Origin of the sequence: Citrobacter sp. wls757 (genome assembly GCF_005280935.1) — a bacterium.
GTDB lineage: Bacteria > Pseudomonadota > Gammaproteobacteria > Enterobacterales > Enterobacteriaceae > Citrobacter > Citrobacter portucalensis.
In genome coordinates this window covers 147,779-167,899 of sequence record NZ_SZWU01000015.1, presented here as the reverse complement: position 1 = coordinate 167,899, position 20,121 = coordinate 147,779, and the positions used below count along the sequence as shown (strand labels likewise).

Genomic DNA, 20,121 nt, shown 5'->3' with positions numbered 1-20,121 from the left:
AACCCGCCACCAAAAGGTGACGGGCTTGCGTACGAAATTCGAGCTAAAAAAGCGACGAATTACGCCTGCTGGTTCATCAGTTCGTTGAAGGAAGTGGCTTTTTCAGTCACTTTCGCTTTCGCCAGAACGGCTTCAACAGCCTGCTCTTCCAGAGCGACGTTACGCATGTTGTCCATCAGCTCTTTGTTTTTGCTGTAGAACTCAACAACTTCTTTCGGATCTTCGTAAGCAGAAGCCATCTCTTCGATCAGGCCTTTAACGCGATCTTCGTCAGCTTTCAGTTCGTTGGTACGAATCACTTCGCCCAGCAGCAGACCAACAACTACGCGACGCTTAGCCTGTTCTTCGAACAATTCACGCGGCAGTTCCAGAGCTTGTTTCTCGTTGCCGCCGAAACGTTGTGCAGCCTGACGACGCAGAACGTCGATTTCGCTGTCGATCAGAGCAGCCGGAACGTCGATGTCGTTAGCTTTTACCAGACCTTCGATCGCCTGAGATTTAACGCGGTTACGCACAGCGCCTTTCAGCTCGCGTTCCATGTTTTTACGGACTTCAGCGCGCAGACCTGCTACGGAACCATCTTCAACGCCGAAACGTTTGATGAATTCTTCAGTCAGTTCCGGCAGTTCGCGTTCTTCAACTTTCTTCAGGTTGATAACGAACTTCGCAGCTTTACCTTTCAGGTTTTCAGCGTGGTATTCTTCCGGGAAGGTCACGTCGATAGTGAACTCTTCGCCAGCTTTGTGGCCTTTAACGCCTTCTTCAAAGCCCGGGATCATACGACCCTGGCCCATCGCCAGTACGAAGTCAGACGCTTTGCCGCCTTCGAACTCTTCGCCGTCTACAGAACCGGTGAAGTCGATGGTTACACGGTCTTCTGCATCAGCAGCGCCGTCTTTGTCTTTCCAGGTAGCCTGCTGCTTGCGCAGGGTGTCCAGCATTACGTCAACGTCAGCGTCGGTAACTTCAACAACCGGTTTTTCAACTTCGATTGCTTCCAGGCCAGTCAGCTCAACTTCCGGGTAAACTTCAAACTCTACCGCGTAAGTAAAATCTTCACCCAGTTTGTATTCGCCCGGAACGTAGTTCGGTGCGCCAGCCGGATTGATTTTTTCTTTGATGATCGCGTCAACGAAGTTGCGGCTCATCAGGTCACCCAGAACGTCCTGGCGAACAGACGCGCCATAACGCTGAGCAACAACATTCATCGGTACTTTTCCTTTGCGGAAACCGTCAATACGCACTTTCTTCGCTACGTTGACCAGCTCGCTTTTCACAGCGGTCTCGATGCTGTCAGCAGCGATAGTAATCGTTACACGGCGGCCAAGGCCTTGAGTGGTTTCAACTGAAACTTGCATCTTGTTACCTCAAAAAATCACAGTGCTCGGTCAACTCTTCTCCGCAAGCACAGGTTGTTGGCTTCGCGGAACTGGGATGTTCTCATAAGCAATCACATTCCCTGTCGTCAGAATCATCCCGAAGACATTCCGAAAAATAAGACGCGCATTATAGCGGCATCACTTTTATGAGTCGAGAACGGTTATCGCGCGTTGCTGCGGCTTTTTTCACAATTCCCGGCTAATTTTTGTCTGAATACTGTACGACTGCCCCAGAATTCAGACAAAACAAAACGGCCCGCAGGCCGTTTTCACATAATCTGTAGCAACATACTGGAAAAGCGTCGGTTGTTGCAAATCCGTTTTTACGCGATGCTTCCCGCTCCACGACATGGAGGAGATGCAAAAATCGTATCCTGCAACGCTTCCCACTCCTTAATAGTGTAGGTATGCAGGGCAAGCGCATGAACGGTTGTGGAAAGCTCCGCCGTTAACGTGCTGTAAATCATCCGATGACGATTAAGAAAACGTTCACCTGTAAAGCGATCGCTAACCAGTACAACCTTAAAGTGGCTTTCAGAACCAGCCGGGACATTGTGACGATAGCTTTCATCCACAACTTCGAGGAACACGGGTTCGAACGCTGCCCTTAATTTTTCTTCTATTTGCTCACGAATCATCATGAAATTTTTCCTCCGACAACGCTGAGATGTCACCCATCCCTTTAAATACTAGCCGCTTTTACCGTTTTCATTACACCTTAGCAACAAAAAATTAGCGCTTGTCTGATTTTCTCATTCAAACGGATGAAGTTCACTGATTCCTCACTCCAATTTATTGCAAAAAGTCCGTTTATAGTCTCCACAAAGTCATAAAACGGACAACACAATGAATTTACATGCGTTACCCACTTCCCCTCATCGTTGGCGATGTTATGATGGCGGGAATTTTCTCTAACCATACAATTTAGATTCGCTGAGAGCCCTGGCATGTTTAAAAAAATCCTCGTCCCGTTTGTCGCGCTGTTTATGTTAGCTGGATGCGCAACACCGCCGACCACTATTGAAGTCTCCCCGAAAATTACCCTGCCGCAGCAGGACCCAAGCCTGATGGGTGTGACCGTTAGCATCAACGGAGCCGACCAGCGCCAGGATCAAGCGCTGGCAAAAGTCACCCGCGACAACCAGTTGGTGACCCTGACCGCATCCCGCGACCTGCGTTTCCTGCTGCAAGAAGTACTGGAAAAACAGATGACCGCACGCGGTTATATGATTGGACCGAACGGTGCAGTCAACCTGCAAATCATTGTTAGCCAGCTGTATGCTGACGTGTCTCAGGGTAGCGTGCGCTATAACATCGCCACCAAAGCAGACATCGCCATCATTGCTACCGCCGCCAACGGCAACAAGATGACCAAAAACTACCGCGCAAGCTATTCTGTTGAAGGTGCACTGCAAGCCTCTAACAAAAATATCGCTGATGCCGTTAACAGCGTGCTGACCGACACCATCGCTGATATGTCTCAGGACACCAGCGTTCACGATTTCATCAAGCAGAACGCTCGTTAATTTCTGCCCATATGGCCCGGCGTTCGTCGGGCCTATAGAAGCCCATGTCCAGTCAATACTTACGTATTTTTCAGCAACCACGTTCAGCTATCCTGCTCATTCTGGGGTTCGCCTCCGGTTTACCGCTCGCACTCACCTCCGGTACGCTTCAGGCGTGGATGACAGTCGAGAATATCGATCTTAAAACCATCGGTTTCTTTTCCCTGGTCGGTCAGGCCTACGTATTTAAATTTCTCTGGTCCCCGTTGATGGACCGTTACACGCCACCGTTTTTAGGTCGACGTCGCGGCTGGCTGCTGGCGACCCAGGTGCTGTTGTTAATTTCTATCGCTGCGATGGGCTTTCTGGAGCCTGGCACACAGTTACGCTGGATGGCCGCACTCGCAGTAGTGATCGCTTTTTGCTCGGCATCGCAGGATATCGTCTTTGATGCCTGGAAAACCGACGTATTGCCCGCAGAAGACCGCGGTACCGGCGCGGCTATCAGCGTGCTGGGCTATCGATTAGGGATGCTGGTTTCAGGCGGATTGGCCTTGTGGATGGCCGATCGCTGGCTGGGCTGGCAAGGGATGTACTGGCTGATGGCTGCACTGTTGATTCCCTGTATCATCGCCACTCTGTTAGCACCTGAACCAACTGACACCATTCCGGTGCCTAAAACGCTGGAACAGGCAGTTGCGGCTCCGCTGCGAGACTTCTTTGGTCGTAACAACGCATGGCTGATCCTGCTGCTTATTGTGCTGTATAAGCTCGGGGATGCTTTCGCCATGAGCCTGACCACCACCTTTTTAATCCGCGGCGTTGGGTTTGATGCGGGTGAAGTTGGCGTGGTGAATAAGACGCTGGGGCTACTGGCGACCATTGTTGGCGCGCTGTACGGTGGGATCCTGATGCAGCGCCTCTCTCTGTTCCGCGCATTGCTTATTTTCGGCATCCTGCAAGGGGCGTCGAATGCGGGCTACTGGCTACTGTCCATCACTGACAAACACATGTTCAGCATGGCGGCGGCCGTCTTCTTTGAAAACCTGTGCGGCGGAATGGGCACGGCGGCATTTGTCGCTTTATTAATGACGCTGTGCAATAAGTCCTTCTCAGCGACCCAGTTCGCCCTGCTCTCCGCGCTTTCAGCCGTTGGTCGCGTTTACGTTGGCCCGGTAGCGGGTTGGTTTGTCGAAGCACACGGCTGGCCGACGTTTTATCTGTTCTCCGTATTTGCCGCGATCCCCGGCCTGATACTGCTGCTGGTATGTCGCCAGACCCTGGAACATAGCTGGCAAAATGAAAGCTTCATTCCGCGCACGGAATTTCGTGGAGCATACAGTCTGGCATTAATGACGCTAGTTGCGGGCTGCTGCCTGCTGCTGGTTTGGCTGCTGCTGTTAACCATGAACGCGCTGGATTACACCAACTTCTCCTTCCTGCCGGAACTGCTTGAAGTCTCAGTGGTAGTCGCGGTCTGCGGGGTCGTTTTTGGTGGATTGCTGGATTATCTGGCACTGCGCAAAACCCGTCTGGCATGATGTTGCATATTTATGCTCTAAATAATTCGAGTTACGGGACAAAAGGCGTGAGCGTTTTGAACAGCGCTTGCGCTGGCCCCGTAGGGGAGAGGCCGAGAGGCCGAATCACGCGGCAACGCAGCAAATCCCCAGGAGCTTACATAAGTAAGTGACTGGGGTGAGCGAGGAAAGCCAACACACCCGTAGCTTGAAGTATGACGAGCATATTTGGTCGTTGTAATCACCCTACGTAATTATAACGGCGAAATAAGCAACAACTGCTAAAAATAATATTTGTTATTTTGTGCGCCAAAGAATTTGGAAATTATTGACGCCTTTTATATATACTATTTCCCTTACTCGATTCAGCCACGAAAGATTTATTTTTTGTTCCTCAATTGTCCGTTTATTGATAATCAATTGTTAAGCAATTGTTTTATTTTCGTATTGGTTATACCAATTGCCCTCAGTACGCCCCCCACCTGCCCGCTTTCGTTATAACGTGATGTTGCAACAGGTTCTTAAAGCCAAAGCGACATATATTGCAACATATGTGACATGCACGGCAGAACCCAGTAACACAGATCTAGAGATGTTTACAGTAATGTAACCTTCCCGTAAAATGCCCTCACACTTTAAACGCCACCCGGTCCCGTGGAATTGAGGTCGTTAAATGAGACTCAGGAAATACAATAAAAGTTTGGGATGGTTGTCATTAATTGCAGGCACTGCATTACTCAGTGGCTGTAATTCTGCGCTGCTTGACCCTAAAGGACAGATTGGACTGGAACAACGGTCATTGATACTGACGGCATTTGGCCTGATGTTGATTGTCGTTATTCCCGCCATCTTGATGGCTGTTGGTTTTGCCTGGAAGTATCGTGCAAGCAATAAAGATGCGAAGTACAGCCCGAACTGGTCACACTCCAATAAAGTGGAAGCTGTGGTCTGGACGGTGCCGATCTTAATCATCATTTTCCTTGCCGTTCTGACCTGGAAAACCACTCACGCTCTTGAGCCAAGCAAACCGCTGGCGCATGACGAGAAGCCCATTACCATCGAAGTGGTTTCCATGGACTGGAAATGGTTCTTCATCTATCCGGAACAGGGTATCGCTACCGTGAATGAAATCGCCTTCCCGGCGAATACTCCGGTTGAATTCAAAGTGACTTCCAACTCCGTGATGAACTCCTTCTTTATCCCGCGTCTGGGTAGCCAGATTTATGCCATGGCCGGTATGCAGACTCGACTGCATCTGATCGCCAACGAAGTCGGTACTTATGATGGTATCTCCGCAAGTTATAGCGGACCAGGCTTCTCCGGTATGAAGTTCAAGGCTATCGCAACAAAGGACCGCGCCGAATTCGACCAATGGGTTGCTAAAGCTAAACAGTCCACGAACACCATGAGCGACATGGCTGCGTTCGAGAAAGTGGCTGCGCCAAGCGAATACAACCAGGTGGAATACTTCTCCAACGTGAAACCGGATTTGTTTAAAGACGTTATTAACAAATTTATGGCTCACGGTAAGAGCATGGACATGACCCAACCCGAAGGTGAGCACAGCGCACACGAAGGAATGGAAGGCATGGACATGAGCCACGCGGAATCCGCTCACTAAGGGGCCGAGGAAGAATACGATGTTCGGAAAATTGACGCTGGATGCAGTTCCGTTCCATGAACCTATTGTCATGGTTACGATTGCTGCCATTATCATCGGTGGTGCGGCCTTACTGGGCCTTATCACTTACTTCGGTAAGTGGACCTACCTGTGGAAAGAGTGGCTGACTTCTGTTGACCACAAACGCCTTGGCATCATGTATGTCATCGTCGCAATCGTCATGTTGATTCGTGGCTTTGCCGACGCCATCATGATGCGTAGTCAGCAAGCGCTGGCTTCTGCAGGTGAAGCGGGCTTCCTGCCACCTCACCACTACGACCAGATCTTCACGGCTCACGGCGTGATTATGATCTTCTTCGTGGCAATGCCATTTGTTATCGGTCTGATGAACCTGGTGGTTCCGCTGCAGATCGGCGCACGTGACGTTGCATTCCCGTTCCTGAACAACCTGAGCTTCTGGTTCACCGTTGTCGGCGTAATCCTGGTTAACCTTTCTCTGGGCGTGGGTGAATTCGCGCAGACCGGTTGGCTGGCGTATCCGCCACTTTCGGGAATAGAGTACAGTCCAAGCGTCGGGGTCGACTATTGGATATGGGCAGTCCAGTTGTCCGGTATTGGTACAACTCTGACCGGTATCAACTTCTTTGTGACCATCATTAAGATGCGTGCACCAGGAATGACCATGTTCAAGATGCCAGTGTTTAGCTGGGCATCTCTGTGTGCAAACATCCTGATTATCGCTTCTTTCCCAATCCTGACGGTTACCGTCGCGTTGCTGACCCTGGATCGCTATCTGGGCACCCATTTCTTTACCAACGATATGGGCGGCAACATGATGATGTACATCAACCTGATTTGGGCCTGGGGCCATCCGGAAGTGTACATTCTGGTTCTGCCAGTCTTCGGCGTGTTCTCCGAAATCGCAGCAACCTTCTCGCGTAAACGTCTGTTTGGTTACACCTCGCTGGTGTGGGCAACCGTGTGTATCACCGTTCTGTCGTTCGTTGTTTGGCTGCACCACTTCTTCACCATGGGTGCAGGCGCTAACGTAAACGCCTTCTTCGGTATCACCACCATGATTATCGCCATCCCGACCGGGGTGAAGATCTTCAACTGGCTGTTCACCATGTATCAGGGCCGTATCGTATTCCACTCAGCAATGCTGTGGACGATTGGCTTTATCGTCACCTTCTCAGTCGGCGGCATGACCGGTGTACTGCTGGCGGTGCCGGGTGCGGACTTCGTTCTGCACAACAGTCTGTTCCTGATTGCGCACTTCCATAACGTTATCATCGGCGGCGTTGTATTTGGATGCTTCGCTGGTATGACCTACTGGTGGCCAAAAGCGTTTGGCTTCACGCTGAACGAAACCTGGGGTAAACGCGCATTCTGGTTCTGGATCATCGGCTTCTTCGTAGCATTTATGCCACTGTACGTGCTGGGCTTCATGGGTATGACCCGTCGTCTCAGCCAGCAGATTGATCCACAGTTCCATCCGATGCTGGTCGTTGCCGCATGCGGCGCCGCGCTGATTGCACTGGGTATCCTGTGCCAGCTGATTCAGATCTTCGTTTCTATTCGCGACCGCGAGCAGAACCGTGACCTGACCGGTGACCCATGGGGTGGTCGTACGCTGGAGTGGGCAACCTCTTCCCCGCCTCCGTTCTATAACTTTGCCGTTGTGCCGCACGTTCACGAGCGTGATGCCTTCTGGGAAATGAAAGAAAAAGGTGAAGCGTACAAGCAGCCTGCGCACTATGAAGAAATTCATATGCCGAAGAACAGCGGTGCCGGTATCGTCATTACCGCCTTCGCAACACTGTTTGGTTTCGCCATGATCTGGCATATCTGGTGGCTGGCGATTGCAAGCTTCGCAGGCATGATCATCAGCTGGATTGTGAAAAGTTTTGATGAAGACGTGGATTACTACGTGCCGGTCCCGGAAGTCGAAAAACTGGAAAACCAGCATTTCGATGAGATTACTAAGGCAGGGCTGAAAAATGGCAACTGATACTTTAACGCACGCGACTGCCCACGCGCACGAACACGGGCACCACGATGCAGGCCAGACCAAGATCTTCGGATTCTGGGTCTACCTGATGAGCGACTGCATTCTGTTCTCTATTCTGTTTGCAACCTATGCCGTTCTGGTGAACGGCACCGCAGGTGGCCCGACAGGTAAGGACATTTTTGAACTGCCGTTCGTTCTGGTTGAAACATTCCTGCTGTTATTCAGCTCCATTACTTACGGCATGGCAGCGATTGCCATGTACAAGAACAACAAGAGCCAGGTTATCTCCTGGCTGGCGTTGACCTTCTTGTTCGGTGCCGGATTCATCGGGATGGAACTCTATGAATTCCATCACCTGATTGTTAACGGTATGGGCCCGGATCGCAGCGGCTTCCTGTCTGCGTTCTTCGCGCTGGTCGGTACGCACGGTCTGCACGTCACCTCCGGTCTTATCTGGATGGCGGTGCTGATGGTGCAAGTTGCTCGTCGCGGTCTGACCAGTACTAACCGTACCCGCATCATGTGCCTGAGCCTGTTCTGGCACTTCCTGGATGTGGTGTGGATCTGTGTGTTCACTGTTGTTTATCTGATGGGGGCGATGTAATGAGTCATTCTAACGAGAGCGGCGGCGCATCCCATGGCAGCGTAAAAACCTACATGACAGGTTTTATCCTGTCGATCATCCTGACGGTCATTCCGTTCTGGATGGTGATGACAGGTTCTGCCTCACCGGCCGTCATTCTGGGAACTATTCTGGCAATGGCAGTGGTACAGATTCTGGTGCACCTGGTGTGCTTCCTGCACATGAATAGCAAATCTGATGAAGGTTGGAACATGACGGCCTTTGTCTTTACTGTGCTAATCATCGCCATCCTGGTTGTGGGCTCCATCTGGATTATGTGGAACCTTAACTACAACATGATGATGCACTAAGAGCGGCGATTATGATGTTTAAGCAATACCTGCAAGTAACGAAACCAGGCATCATCTTTGGCAACCTGATCTCGGTGATTGGGGGATTCCTGCTGGCCTCGAAAGGCAGCATTGATTATCCCCTGTTTATCTACACGCTGGTTGGGGTGTCACTGGTTGTGGCGTCGGGTTGTGTATTTAACAACTATATCGACAGGGATATCGACAGGAAGATGGAGAGGACCAAAAACCGCGTGCTGGTTAAAGGTCTGATTTCCCCTGCGGTCTCGCTGGTATACGCCACCCTGCTGGGTATTGCTGGCTTTATGCTGCTGTGGTTTGGCGCGAACCCTCTGGCCTGCTGGCTGGGGGTAATGGGCTTCGCGGTCTATGTGGGCGTTTATAGCCTGTACATGAAGCGCCATTCCGTTTATGGCACGCTGATTGGCTCACTTTCCGGCGCTGCGCCGCCGGTGATTGGCTACTGTGCCGTAACCGGTGAGTTCGATAGCGGTGCGTTGATTCTGCTGGCTATTTTCAGCCTGTGGCAGATGCCGCACTCTTACGCGATTGCGATTTTCCGCTTCAAGGATTATCAGGCTGCCAACATCCCGGTACTGCCGGTGGTGAAAGGTATTTCGGTCGCGAAGAACCATATCACGCTGTACATCGTGGCGTTTGCTATCGCCACGCTGATGCTAACCCTGGGCGGCTATGCAGGTTATAAATACCTGATTGTTGCCGCGGCGGTGAGCGTCTGGTGGTTGGGCATGGCGCTGCGTGGTTATAAAGTGGAAGATGACAGAGTCTGGGCGCGCAAGCTGTTCGGGTTCTCCATCATCGCCATTACCGCGCTTTCCGTGATGATGTCCGTCGACTTTATGGTGCCAAACTCGCAGAACCTGCTGACTTACGTCTGGTAAAATCTGCGGATACGAAAAGGGTGCTTCGGCACCCTTTTTATTTACTACGCTATTTTGAGAGCGTCAGGTCTCGTCTTTTTGTTTATCAGGCCAGATCTCAAACAACCATTTCCCCGCTTCAGCCGACTCAGCAAACATCCTTACGGTTAACGGTATGCGTGTTGCTTCCACTTCTTCCCGGTTAGCTTTGAACCACCGAGTCAGAAGAGGCGTGTTTTCCCAAGGAAAATAGCGGGTCCAGTCAACATTCGATAAATCTACATTGAATACTTTCTGAAACTCTTCTACTGCATCTGAGAGGTCGTCTCGTGGCTCATCGAATAAATCTGTGTCCAATTCTAATGGGATCTCATTTCCGTCTTTATCGTCGTATCCAGGTATCTCCTTCCTGAATAGCTTCAACACTTCATTTTGTATGCTCATTAGAAAGATGTCCACTGTATGCGATCTTTTGGGCGGGCAATCAGATTGTATTTATTCTGTGTACGCCGTGAGATCTGGTAAATAGCGTTGGTTAACGCCACCCATCCTAACCAAGGGCAATAACGCCCAATCACAGCAGCAACCTTGTTAGTTTTCTTCATGGTAAAACCAACTGGTGTTTTAACTCTGAGACCAAAAGGTAATCGCATATCTCTCAGTATAATTCTTGCGTACTTTGAGGCAACACTTGTTCCTTTAGTCGCGTCTCGTGGTTTTTGCCTTGTCTTTAACCAGGGCTGACCAGCCAGAATAGCCGCTCCCGATTCAATGCCAATTCCTAACTCATCACAAAACTGTTCCAGAAAGATGAGATCGAACAATTCGCCAGCAGACAGATTGCTGTGACCGTGATACCAATAGGTTCCATTCGCTTCTTCAGTTGTGTCCATTCAATCATCCATTATGCCGTCTGCCGATCATTCCATGCGTCGGTATAGATAATATTCCCGTCGCAATGCTTCCAGGTGATTTTTTCGTAGCGTAATTCTATGGTTTCAAGATGGTTATTGTTCATGTCCTCTGGACCAGCCATCGAAGGAGAAACGGAGACAATCCGCACCCCTTCCAGAAGCATATTGAAGTATTCAACTTCCTGACCCGCATCATTAATTTTGTACCAACGAATCTCTGCGGACTTAAGATTCTGACCAGAAGCGACCGCTTTGTATAAATACGGACTAGAGTAGTCAAACTCTTTGACTATCATCATCGGTGAATGTTGGCGAGTGCCTGTTGGCTTGCCTGTACCATTATCAGTGGGAATAGACAGATTGTGATGGAAACCTTTAAATTCAATACTGTATTCTCTTCCCTTTACGTCACACCCGCCCTTTATCAGCGCGCCACCATCGTCATAAATCCACATATTGCCTGGAATTGCCATTTTCCTTTTCCCTGTTTCCATTAGAAATAACCACAAAAAGACTACACCTGTGATTATCGCAAGTAAATTAGTTTCAAAAGTAATTATTTCAATTATCCCACTACACAATTCCACATATCGTAGAGGTTTACCCCACCCCTTCCCCGCTTTACACTAGGCGCGAAATTAATACAGAGGTGGGAATGAACGATTACAAAATGACGCCCGGTGAGTTGCGCGCCACCTGGGGTTTAGGGACCGTATTCTCGTTGCGCATGCTTGGCATGTTTATGGTCCTGCCAGTTCTGACCACGTACGGTATGGCGCTACAGGGTGCCAGCGAAGCGCTGATAGGCCTTGCCATCGGCATATATGGTCTGGCTCAAGCCGTCTTCCAGATCCCCTTTGGCCTGCTCTCTGACCGCATCGGTCGTAAGCCGCTTATTGTCGGCGGGCTGGCGGTATTTGTTCTCGGCAGCATAATTGCTGCTCTCTCCGATTCAATCTGGGGAATTATTCTTGGCCGGGCCTTGCAAGGCTCTGGCGCGATTGCTGCTGCCGTAATGGCGCTACTTTCCGACTTAACCCGTGAGCAAAACCGTACCAAAGCGATGGCGTTTATCGGTGTCAGCTTTGGTATCACCTTCGCCATTGCGATGGTGCTGGGACCAATAGTTACCCATGCGCTGGGGCTACACGCGCTGTTCTGGATGATTGCAGCTCTTGCTAGCACGGGTATCGTGCTGACCATTTGGGTCGTTCCCAATAGCACTACCCACGTGCTGAACCGCGAGTCGGGCATGGTAAAAGGCAGCTTCAGCAAAGTGCTGGCAGAGCCCAAACTGCTGAAGCTCAACTTTGGCATCATGTGTTTGCACATTTTACTGATGTCCACCTTCGTCGCCTTACCAGGCCAACTGGCGAAAGCAGGCTTCCCCGCCGCAGAGCACTGGAAAATTTATCTGGTGACGATGCTGCTGTCCTTTGTTTCCGTGGTGCCGTTCATCATTTACGCCGAAGTGAAGCGCCGCATGAAACGCGTGTTCCTCGCCTGCGTGTTACTGATACTTATTGCAGAGATTGTATTGTGGAGCGCTAACGTGCGTTTCTGGGGGTTGATTGCGGGCGTGCAGATATTCTTCCTCGCCTTCAACCTGATGGAAGCCCTCCTCCCCTCGCTTATCAGTAAAGAGTCTCCGGCTGGCTATAAAGGCACGGCGATGGGCGTTTACTCCACCAGCCAGTTTCTTGGCGTGGCGATTGGCGGTTCGCTCGGCGGTTGGGTGGTTGAAATGTTTGATGGTCAGGCCGTATTCCTGGCCGGTGCGCTTCTGGCGGCAGTGTGGTTATTGGTGGCGAGTACAATGAAAGAGCCGCCGTATGTCAGCAGCCTGCGGGTGGAAATCCCACCTGAAATTGCTGCGGATGACACCCTGAAGCAGCGTCTGCTGGCTAAAGAAGGGATAAGCGAAGTGTTAATTGTCGCGAAAGAACATTCGGCCTACGTGAAAATCGACAGCAAAGTCACCAATCGATTTGAGGTTGAGCAGGCCATCAGTCAGGCGTGATAATTGCCGGATGGCGGCTATCACCTTATCCGGCCTACAAATAGCGTGTGCTACCTGTAGGCCAGATAAGCAGGCATTACGACTTAATCGCGGAAGTTCTTGAACTGGAACGGTTGACCGAGATCGCCGCCGCGAACCAGTGCCATGACGGATTGCAGGTCGTCACGCGCCTTGCCGGTTACACGGATTTCTTCGCCCTGAATCTGCGCCTGCACCTTCAGTTTGCTGTCTTTGATCAGCTTAACGATTTTCTTTTGCACTGCGCTTTCAATGCCTTGTTTCAGCTTAGCTTCAACAAACCAGGTTTTACCGCTGTGCACGAAGGTTTCTGGTACGTCCAGCGACGTGCCTTCAATACCGCGTTTGAGCAGCTTGGCACGCAGAATATCCAGCAACTGATTGACCTGAAAATCAGACTCGCTCAGCACCTTAATCGTCTTATTTGACTCATTCAGCTCAAAAGTCGCTTCAACGCCACGAAAATCAAAGCGTGACTCCACTTCGCGGCTGGCGTTATCTACCGCGTTACGGGCTTCCTGAAGATCAACTTCAGAGACAATATCGAAAGATGGCATCTTTTCCTCTCCCTTCATTTTTGATGCGAAGCATAATACCTGCAAAGTTACCCAACAGACAGCGCTATACTAGGCTGTATCCTTTAATTGTACGTGGTACTGATACCTGCGAACAATAATGGGGTACGGCCGATATGGATTAACACCTGGTGCTGTTGCAGGTGAGGAGGAAGAATGAAAATTACCGTACTGGGATGTGGAGCGCTAGGACAGCTTTGGCTTACCGCGCTATGCAAACATGGACATGAGGTGCAAGGGTGGCTACGCGTACCGCAACCCTATTGCAGCGTAAACCTGATCGACACGGATGGGTCAGTTTTTAATGAATCCCTGACGGCAAACGACCCCGACTTTTTGGCAAAAAGCGACCTGCTACTGGTCACCCTGAAAGCCTGGCAGGTTTCTGATGCGGTAAAAAGCCTGGCCGCAATTCTGCCTGAAACTACTCCCATTCTGCTGATTCACAACGGCATGGGGACAATTGAAGAGCTGCATAACATTAAGCAACCTCTGCTGATAGGCACCACCACCCACGCGGCACGCCGTGACGGCAACGTTATCATTCATGTCGCTCAGGGAACAACACGCATTGGTCCTGCGCGTGAACAAGACGGTGATTTCAGTTATCTGGCTGAAGTCCTGCAAGAGGTGCTACCGGACGTCGCCTGGCACGACACTATTCGCGCTGAGCTGTGGCGAAAGCTGGCCGTCAACTGCGTCATTAACCCGCTGACCGCATTATGGGATTGCCCAAACGGCGAGTTACGACATCATCCTGAAAAAATAGCACTCATCTGCGAGGAAGTGGCCGCGGTCATTGAACGCGAAGGCCACCATACATCTGTGGACGATTTACGCTATTATGTCGAGCAAGTGATTGACAGTACGGCGGAAAATATCTCATCAATGCTGCAAGACATTCGTGCCCTGCGCCATACTGAGATCGACTACATTACCGGTTATTTGTTAAAACGCGCCCGCGCGCACGGCATCGCCGTCCCGGAAAACGCCCAACTGTTTGAAATGGTAAAGAGAAAGGAAAGTGAGTATGAGCGCTCAAGCACTGGTATGTCTCGCCCCTGGTAGTGAAGAGACCGAAGCGGTCACCACTATCGATCTGCTGGTGCGCGGCGGAATTAAGGTCACGACCGCTAGCGTCGCCAGCGATGGCGACCTGACGATCGTGTGCTCACGCGGAGTGAAGCTGCTGGCGGATGCGCCATTAGTCGAAGTTGCTGATGGCGATTTCGACATTATCGTGCTACCGGGCGGTATTAAAGGCGCCGAGTGTTTTCGCGACAGCCCGCTGCTAATCGAAACCGTGAAACAGTTTCATCGTTCCGGGCGCATTGTCGCGGCAATTTGCGCCGCGGCCGCCACCGTACTCGTCCCACACGATATTTTCCCCATCGGTAACATGACCGGTTTTCCGGCGCTGAAAGACCAAATTCCCGCTGACCAGTGGCAGGACAAGCGCGTCGTATGGGATCCTCGCGTCAACCTGTTAACCAGCCAGGGACCGGGGACTTCCATTGATTTCGGTTTGAAAATCATTGATCTTCTGGTGAGTCGCGAAAAAGCTCACGAGGTGGCGTCACAACTGGTGATGGCCGCGGGAATCTATAACTACTACGAGTAAATCTTCGAGCCACTCCCTTATAAGGAATCATAATGAAAGGATATCTGAGTGGAGTGGCTTTACTGCTCCTTTCCGGTTATGCCACAGCGACACAACTCGAAATAAAGAGTATTGAATATCGCTATCCCGGAAGCACTGAAATGCAGTATCGCTTGCCATGGTTTTCCTCGACGGATAACCCCAAAGTTGCAAAACGCATTAACGATTATATTTTCGCAAGCTTTATCAATCAGCTACCGGGCAATACTCCACAGGCCACAGTAAATCAGTTTGCGAAATCAGCCATGAATCCCACCGCAAACCTTGACTACACGGTTGAGTATCGCGACGCAAAAATCCTGACCATGAATATGTTTATCGAAGGTTGCGGGGCGTATTGCGAGTCGTACAATGTGCCGATCAGCTTCGATTTAGCCAGCGGTGCGGCAATTACCCTTAACGATCTCTTTTCCCGGGCTACAATCGCCGAATTAAACACCCGCACCAGAAAAGATATCCGCGGCCAAATCGATACCTTTGTTACGGCGCATAATTCGCAAACACCAGAACAAATAAAAGAAGAGAAAGGTGAAGATTTTAACTATGCCGAATTCTACGCATCGTGCGCAACCTACACCGACGGTTTGTACTACATCGACAAATTCTCCCTGCAAAAAGACCATCTGGCTTTCCTGAACGGACGCTGTAGCAACCACGCCAGCCGTGCGCTCGACGAGTTGGGTGATTTCACAACGAAAATCCCAACCGCGGAACTGCAAAATCGACTCACACCGTACGGCCAATATCTGACTACAGCAAAGAGTACAACACCAGTTTCGCCAGCGCCCGGCATTGACGGCAAAGTCATGTACGGCACGCTGGGAAAAAGCATGCGTATTGTGTTGAAGGTGGACTGCAAATACGGTGATTTTTTTGAAGGGGCTTACTTTTACCAAAAATTTGGCGCACCGATTGAATTGACCGGCAAATGCGACACAGCCGACAATCAACATTATGAACTGAAGACATCTGCGGCTGAACAAACGCAAGAGAAGATAACGCTAGAGTTAAAAGACGGTGTCTATCAGGGGGTCTGGGAGTCGAACGGGAAGACGCTTCCCGTTCGTTTTGAATAATATCGTTATATTGCCGGATGGCGGCGTAACCGCCTTATCCGGCCTACAACACGATGTTTACTCAATTACGGGCGATACACCTTCACATTTTCAAAGCCCTGCTCGCGCAGATAAAGCGCCTGCAGGCGGCTCATCACCCCGCGTTCACACCACAGCAGCCAGGTTTTACTCTGGTCCAGATCGCCGAATTTAGTGCTCAGCTTGTAGAATGGCAGAGAAACGACGTCCACACCTTCAACCTTCAGCGGTTTATCATCCTGTTCATCCACAGAACGGATATCAAGGATTACGTCATTCGGGCCGAAACCGCTCACGGTTTCCACTTCTACCACGGTCTGCTGCGTCTGCTGGGCGATATCGCGAATATCAATATTGTTCGCTTCTTCAACCACTTTATCGAGGATAGAGAAATCGAAGTTTTCTTCTTCGGCCTCAATCTTCGCTTTGATCGCTTTCACCGTCGGGCTTTTTGAAATCACACCGCAGTATTCCGGCATGGTACGGGCAAAGTCTTCGGTGCCAATTTCACGCGCCAGATTGATGATGTGCTCTTTATCATGGGAGATAAGCGGGCGCAGGATCAGGGTGTCAGAAACGTTATCGATCAGACGCAAGTTGGTCAGCGTCTGGCTGGACACCTGGCCCAGTGCTTCACCGGTTACCAGCGCCTGTACGCCGTAGCGCTCAGCGACTTTCGACGCCGCGCGAACCATCATACGTTTGAGAACCACGCCCATCTGGCCGTCATCAACTTTCTCCAGGATCTCACCGACCACCGGTTCAAAGTTGATAGCAACAAAACGCACGCGATGCGAACTACCGAAGCGATTCCACAGGTAATGCGCCACCTGGCGAACGCCGATTTCATGCGCTGCGCCGCCAAGGTTAAAGAAGCAATAGTGAACACGGCAGCCGCGACGCATCAGCATATAGCTGGATACACCAGAGTCGAAACCGCCGGAAATCAGCGACAGTACGTCTTCCTGCGTCCCAATCGGGAAACCACCAATACCTTCATAGCGGCCTTTAACCAGCAGCAGACGGTCGTTTTCGATTTCAAGATTAACGGTCACATCCGGCTTCGTCAGCTTCACGCGTGCAGATTCAATATGTTGGTTCAGTCCACCGCCAACATAACGTTCCACCTCAATGGAGCTAAACTCATGCTTCCCGCGACGCTTCACGCGAACACAGAAGGTTTTACCTTCCAGTTGATCGCGATACTGCACCAGTGCTTTCTCGAAAATATCGTGCATATCGGTAAACGGCACGTCTTCTACTTCGAGAATGTGGTGGATACCTGGAATACGGGTCAGCGCGTCGCGAATATCCAGGCGCTGGCTTTCATCTTTAGCGCGAACCTCAACGTGATCCCAGTGACGAACAACGGCAAGGTCTTCATCATAGTGCTTTAAAACGTTACGAATGTTCCCTGTCAGAATTTTTATAAAGCGCAAACGCACAGATTGGCTTTTGATGGTGATTTCTGGGAACAATTTAATGATAAACTTCATGGCGGCAATGGTTCTTAGGCAAGTCTGAATGACTTGTAATGGAAAAAAATACAGCAGCCCATACCCGCGACTGCATCCAGGCGCGCAAGTATATCACCATCACGCGGCTACTGTGCACATTGCGCGTTATTTGCTTATCAGTGCGAGTCCGTTACCATAGTCTTGTGCTGCCAATACAGAGAGTCAGACATTCATTATGCCGAAGAAAAATGAAGCGCCCGCCAGTTTTGAAACCGCGCTGAGCGAGCTGGAACAAATTGTTACCCGTCTGGAAGGCGGCGACCTGCCGTTAGAAGAAGCGTTGAACGAATTCGAACGTGGCGTACAGTTGGCGCGTCAGGGACAGGTCAAATTGCAACAGGCTGAACAGCGCGTACAAATCCTGCTGTCAGATACTGAAGACGCCGCCCTTACGCCTTTTACACCGGATAATGAGTAAATGGATTTTACGCAGCAGCTACAGGCTTGCGTTGAGCAGGCCAACCAGGCACTGAGCCGTTTTATCGCGCCACTGCCCTTTCAGAACACTCCCGTGGTAGAAACCATGCAATATGGCGCATTATTAGGCGGTAAACGCCTGCGCCCGTTCCTGGTGTATGCGACCGGTCAGATGTTTGGGGTCAGCCTGAGTACGCTTGATGCTCCCGCTGCCGCCGTCGAATGCATTCATGCCTATTCGCTGATGCACGATGATTTGCCCGCGATGGATGACGATGACCTGCGACGCGGTCTGCCGACTTGCCACGTAAAATTTGGCGAGGCAAATGCGATCCTGGCCGGAGATGCGCTACAAACGCTGGCATTCTCCATTATCAGCGACGCCCCAATGCCGGAAGTCACTGACCGTGACCGCATCGCGATGATCTCTGAACTGGCTCAGGCCAGCGGCATCGCCGGTATGTGCGGCGGTCAGGCGCTGGATCTGGAAGCTGAAGGTCATCAGGTTGAGCTGGATGCGCTGGAGCGGATTCACCGCCATAAAACCGGAGCATTGATTCGCGCCGCCGTGCGTTTGGGGGCGTTAAGTGCTGGCGATAAAGGGCGGGAATGCCTGCCAATACTCGACAAATACGCAGAAAGCATCGGTCTGGCTTTCCAGGTTCAGGATGACATCCTGGATGTGGTAGGCGATACTGCAACATTGGGTAAACGTCAGGGTGCTGACCAGCAGCTTGGCAAAAGTACCTATCCTGCACTTCTGGGTCTTGAGCAAGCCCAGAATAAAGCCCGGGATTTAATCGAGGATGCCCGCCAGTCGCTAAGTCTGCTGGCCGCACAGTCACTCGATACCTCGGCACTGGAAGCGCTAGCGGACTACATAATCCAGCGTGATAAATAAACCAACATATCCCATGAGCTTGCGATGAGTTTTGATATAGCCAAATACCCGACCCTGGCGCTGGTCGACTCCACCCAGGAGTTACGTCTGCTGCCAAAAGAGAGCCTGCCAAAGCTTTGCGACGAACTGCGCCGCTATTTGCTCGACAGCGTAAGCCGTTCCAGCGGGCACTTCGCCTCTGGTCTGGGCACGGTGGAACTCACCGTCGCGCTGCACTATGTCTACAACACCCCGTTTGACCAGTTAATCTGGGATGTGGGACATCAGGCTTATCCGCACAAAATTCTGACCGGTCGCCGCGATAAAATCGGCACCATTCGTCAGAAAGGCGGCCTGCATCCGTTCCCATGGCGCGGTGAAAGCGAGTATGACGTACTGAGCGTTGGGCACTCTTCAACCTCCATCAGCGCAGGTATCGGTATTGCCGTTGCCGCCGAGAAAGAAGGTAAAGAGCGCCGTACCGTGTGTGTGATTGGTGATGGTGCCATCACCGCAGGGATGGCGTTTGAAGCGATGAACCACGCGGGCGATATTAGGCCCGACATGCTGGTTATCCTCAACGACAACGAAATGTCGATTTCAGAGAACGTTGGCGCGCTGAACAATCATCTGGCACAGCTGCTCTCTGGCAAACTCTACTCATCGCTGCGCGAAGGCGGGAAGAAAGTCTTCTCCGGCGTGCCGCCGATTAAAGAACTGCTCAAACGTACCGAAGAACACATTAAAGGTATGGTTGTGCCGGGGACTCTGTTTGAAGAACTGGGCTTTAACTATATCGGTCCGGTGGACGGTCACGACGTGCTGGGGCTTATTACTACGCTCAAAAACATGCGCGATCTGAAAGGCCCGCAGTTCCTGCACATCATGACCAAAAAGGGTCGTGGCTACGAGCCTGCGGAAAAAGATCCGATAACCTTCCACGCGGTACCCAAATTCGATCCGTCCAGCGGATGCCTGCCGAAAAGCAGCGGCGGTCTGCCGAGCTATTCAAAAATTTTCGGTGACTGGCTGTGCGAGACCGCAGCGAAAGACAATAAGCTGATGGCAATCACCCCGGCAATGCGCGAAGGTTCCGGAATGGTGGAGTTTTCACGTAAGTTCCCGGACCGCTATTTCGATGTGGCGATTGCCGAGCAGCACGCTGTGACGTTTGCT

General features: G+C 51.1%; 21 protein-coding genes. 14 read left to right on the top strand and 7 right to left on the bottom strand.

Annotated elements, in window-relative coordinates; translation table 11 throughout:
* Positions 1–59: 59 nt before the first annotated feature.
* Positions 60–1,358 (bottom strand): trigger factor, encoded by a 1,299-nt coding sequence (tig, locus tag FDW94_RS02625; RefSeq protein ID WP_003021622.1) that lies wholly within the window; start codon positions 1,356–1,358, stop codon positions 60–62.
* Positions 1,359–1,702: 344 nt separating this feature from the next.
* The gene (gene bolA / locus FDW94_RS02615) at positions 1,703–2,020 is read right to left on the bottom strand and encodes a transcriptional regulator BolA (protein WP_003021619.1); all 318 of its coding nucleotides are present in this window, start codon (positions 2,018–2,020) and stop codon (positions 1,703–1,705) included.
* Positions 2,021–2,326: 306 nt separating this feature from the next.
* Here bolA and FDW94_RS02610 point away from each other — a divergent pair, with 306 nt between their 5' ends.
* From FDW94_RS02610 to cyoE, 7 genes are all read left to right on the top strand, one after another.
* Positions 2,327–2,905 carry a lipoprotein gene (locus FDW94_RS02610; RefSeq protein ID WP_016152050.1) on the top strand — a complete coding sequence of 193 codons (579 nt, stop codon included), beginning with the start codon at positions 2,327–2,329 and terminating at the stop codon, positions 2,903–2,905.
* A 44-nt stretch (positions 2,906–2,949) separates the two neighbouring features.
* The gene (gene ampG, locus FDW94_RS02605; RefSeq protein ID WP_048214791.1) at positions 2,950–4,425 is read left to right on the top strand and encodes a muropeptide MFS transporter AmpG; all 1,476 of its coding nucleotides are present in this window, start codon (positions 2,950–2,952) and stop codon (positions 4,423–4,425) included.
* A 652-nt stretch (positions 4,426–5,077) separates the two neighbouring features.
* On the top strand, positions 5,078–6,025 hold the full coding sequence (gene cyoA, locus FDW94_RS02600) for a cytochrome o ubiquinol oxidase subunit II (RefSeq protein ID WP_032942534.1): 948 nt from the start codon (positions 5,078–5,080) through the stop codon (positions 6,023–6,025).
* Between the two features lie 19 nt (positions 6,026–6,044).
* Positions 6,045–8,036, top strand: coding sequence for a cytochrome o ubiquinol oxidase subunit I (cyoB, locus tag FDW94_RS02595; protein ID WP_003831008.1), 1,992 nt, complete (start codon positions 6,045–6,047; stop codon positions 8,034–8,036).
* Positions 8,026–8,640, top strand: a complete 615-nt coding sequence (locus tag FDW94_RS02590) for a cytochrome o ubiquinol oxidase subunit III (RefSeq protein WP_003831007.1) — start codon at positions 8,026–8,028, stop codon at positions 8,638–8,640. Before cyoB ends, FDW94_RS02590 begins: the two co-directional genes overlap by 11 nt.
* Positions 8,640–8,969 (top strand): cytochrome o ubiquinol oxidase subunit IV, encoded by a 330-nt coding sequence (locus FDW94_RS02585; RefSeq protein ID WP_003831006.1) that lies wholly within the window; start codon positions 8,640–8,642, stop codon positions 8,967–8,969. Before FDW94_RS02590 ends, FDW94_RS02585 begins: the two co-directional genes overlap by 1 nt.
* Before the next feature lie 11 nt (positions 8,970–8,980).
* Positions 8,981–9,871 carry a heme o synthase gene (gene cyoE, locus FDW94_RS02580; protein ID WP_137377089.1) on the top strand — a complete coding sequence of 297 codons (891 nt, stop codon included), beginning with the start codon at positions 8,981–8,983 and terminating at the stop codon, positions 9,869–9,871.
* 63 nt (positions 9,872–9,934) lie between these two features.
* Here the strand turns inward: cyoE and FDW94_RS02575 are convergent, their stop codons facing one another.
* Genes FDW94_RS02575 through tssD form a run of 3 tightly spaced genes read right to left on the bottom strand, consistent with a single transcriptional unit; the run spans position 9,935 to position 11,237 of the window.
* A complete protein-coding gene (locus FDW94_RS02575) occupies positions 9,935–10,309 on the bottom strand; it encodes a DUF1493 family protein (protein ID WP_137377088.1) in 375 nt (124 codons plus the stop codon).
* Complete coding sequence (locus FDW94_RS02570; RefSeq protein ID WP_049042295.1) at positions 10,294–10,743, bottom strand: STM2901 family protein; 450 nt, start codon at positions 10,741–10,743, stop codon at positions 10,294–10,296. Before FDW94_RS02570 ends, FDW94_RS02575 begins: the two co-directional genes overlap by 16 nt.
* An 11-nt stretch (positions 10,744–10,754) precedes the next feature.
* Positions 10,755–11,237 carry a type VI secretion system tube protein TssD gene (gene tssD / locus FDW94_RS02565; RefSeq protein ID WP_079934863.1) on the bottom strand — a complete coding sequence of 161 codons (483 nt, stop codon included), beginning with the start codon at positions 11,235–11,237 and terminating at the stop codon, positions 10,755–10,757.
* A gap of 182 nt (positions 11,238–11,419) precedes the next feature.
* Between tssD and FDW94_RS02560 the strand changes: the two genes are divergently transcribed.
* Positions 11,420–12,784 carry an MFS transporter gene (locus FDW94_RS02560; protein WP_137377087.1) on the top strand — a complete coding sequence of 455 codons (1,365 nt, stop codon included), beginning with the start codon at positions 11,420–11,422 and terminating at the stop codon, positions 12,782–12,784.
* Positions 12,785–12,867: 83 nt separating this feature from the next.
* On the opposite strand, the gene FDW94_RS02555 is transcribed toward FDW94_RS02560, so the two are convergent.
* The gene (locus FDW94_RS02555) at positions 12,868–13,359 is read right to left on the bottom strand and encodes a YajQ family cyclic di-GMP-binding protein (protein ID WP_003831002.1); all 492 of its coding nucleotides are present in this window, start codon (positions 13,357–13,359) and stop codon (positions 12,868–12,870) included.
* Positions 13,360–13,533: 174 nt separating this feature from the next.
* On the opposite strand from FDW94_RS02555, the gene panE reads away from it, so the two are divergent.
* The 3 genes from panE to FDW94_RS02540 are packed head-to-tail and all read left to right on the top strand — an operon-like array spanning position 13,534 to position 16,113.
* Positions 13,534–14,445, top strand: a complete 912-nt coding sequence (gene panE / locus FDW94_RS02550) for a 2-dehydropantoate 2-reductase (RefSeq protein WP_057067574.1) — start codon at positions 13,534–13,536, stop codon at positions 14,443–14,445.
* On the top strand, positions 14,408–14,998 hold the full coding sequence (yajL, locus tag FDW94_RS02545; protein ID WP_008783935.1) for a protein deglycase YajL: 591 nt from the start codon (positions 14,408–14,410) through the stop codon (positions 14,996–14,998). The genes panE and yajL overlap by 38 nt, the downstream gene beginning before the upstream one ends.
* Before the next feature lie 32 nt (positions 14,999–15,030).
* Complete coding sequence (locus tag FDW94_RS02540; protein WP_137377086.1) at positions 15,031–16,113, top strand: hypothetical protein; 1,083 nt, start codon at positions 15,031–15,033, stop codon at positions 16,111–16,113.
* A 65-nt stretch (positions 16,114–16,178) separates the two neighbouring features.
* Here FDW94_RS02540 and thiI read toward each other — a convergent pair whose 3' ends face one another.
* On the bottom strand, positions 16,179–17,627 hold the full coding sequence (gene thiI, locus FDW94_RS02535) for a tRNA uracil 4-sulfurtransferase ThiI (RefSeq protein WP_008783933.1): 1,449 nt from the start codon (positions 17,625–17,627) through the stop codon (positions 16,179–16,181).
* Between the two features lie 196 nt (positions 17,628–17,823).
* Between thiI and xseB the strand changes: the two genes are divergently transcribed.
* The 3 genes from xseB to dxs form a co-directional block, all read left to right on the top strand.
* Entirely contained in the window at positions 17,824–18,066 is a 243-nt protein-coding gene (gene xseB, locus FDW94_RS02530) for an exodeoxyribonuclease VII small subunit (RefSeq protein WP_003021586.1), read from the top strand.
* Complete coding sequence (ispA, locus tag FDW94_RS02525) at positions 18,067–18,966, top strand: (2E,6E)-farnesyl diphosphate synthase (RefSeq protein ID WP_008783932.1); 900 nt, start codon at positions 18,067–18,069, stop codon at positions 18,964–18,966.
* 24 nt (positions 18,967–18,990) lie between these two features.
* A partial coding sequence (gene dxs / locus FDW94_RS23770) for a 1-deoxy-D-xylulose-5-phosphate synthase (protein WP_249358257.1) occupies positions 18,991–20,121 on the top strand: 1,131 nt, incomplete at its 3' end.

Coding starts and splice junctions, on each gene's coding strand:
- tig (WP_003021622.1), bottom strand. CDS start 1,358: ATGCAAGTTTCAGTTGAAACCACTCAAGGCCTTGGCCGCCGTGTAACG.
- bolA (WP_003021619.1), bottom strand. CDS start 2,020: ATGATGATTCGTGAGCAAATAGAAGAAAAATTAAGGGCAGCGTTCGAA.
- FDW94_RS02610 (WP_016152050.1), top strand. CDS start 2,327: ATGTTTAAAAAAATCCTCGTCCCGTTTGTCGCGCTGTTTATGTTAGCT.
- ampG (WP_048214791.1), top strand. CDS start 2,950: ATGTCCAGTCAATACTTACGTATTTTTCAGCAACCACGTTCAGCTATC.
- cyoA (WP_032942534.1), top strand. CDS start 5,078: ATGAGACTCAGGAAATACAATAAAAGTTTGGGATGGTTGTCATTAATT.
- cyoB (WP_003831008.1), top strand. CDS start 6,045: ATGTTCGGAAAATTGACGCTGGATGCAGTTCCGTTCCATGAACCTATT.
- FDW94_RS02590 (WP_003831007.1), top strand. CDS start 8,026: ATGGCAACTGATACTTTAACGCACGCGACTGCCCACGCGCACGAACAC.
- FDW94_RS02585 (WP_003831006.1), top strand. CDS start 8,640: ATGAGTCATTCTAACGAGAGCGGCGGCGCATCCCATGGCAGCGTAAAA.
- cyoE (WP_137377089.1), top strand. CDS start 8,981: ATGATGTTTAAGCAATACCTGCAAGTAACGAAACCAGGCATCATCTTT.
- FDW94_RS02570 (WP_049042295.1), bottom strand. CDS start 10,743: ATGGACACAACTGAAGAAGCGAATGGAACCTATTGGTATCACGGTCAC.
- tssD (WP_079934863.1), bottom strand. CDS start 11,237: ATGGCAATTCCAGGCAATATGTGGATTTATGACGATGGTGGCGCGCTG.
- FDW94_RS02560 (WP_137377087.1), top strand. CDS start 11,420: ATGAACGATTACAAAATGACGCCCGGTGAGTTGCGCGCCACCTGGGGT.
- FDW94_RS02555 (WP_003831002.1), bottom strand. CDS start 13,359: ATGCCATCTTTCGATATTGTCTCTGAAGTTGATCTTCAGGAAGCCCGT.
- panE (WP_057067574.1), top strand. CDS start 13,534: ATGAAAATTACCGTACTGGGATGTGGAGCGCTAGGACAGCTTTGGCTT.
- yajL (WP_008783935.1), top strand. CDS start 14,408: ATGAGCGCTCAAGCACTGGTATGTCTCGCCCCTGGTAGTGAAGAGACC.
- FDW94_RS02540 (WP_137377086.1), top strand. CDS start 15,031: ATGAAAGGATATCTGAGTGGAGTGGCTTTACTGCTCCTTTCCGGTTAT.
- thiI (WP_008783933.1), bottom strand. CDS start 17,627: ATGAAGTTTATCATTAAATTGTTCCCAGAAATCACCATCAAAAGCCAA.
- xseB (WP_003021586.1), top strand. CDS start 17,824: ATGCCGAAGAAAAATGAAGCGCCCGCCAGTTTTGAAACCGCGCTGAGC.
- ispA (WP_008783932.1), top strand. CDS start 18,067: ATGGATTTTACGCAGCAGCTACAGGCTTGCGTTGAGCAGGCCAACCAG.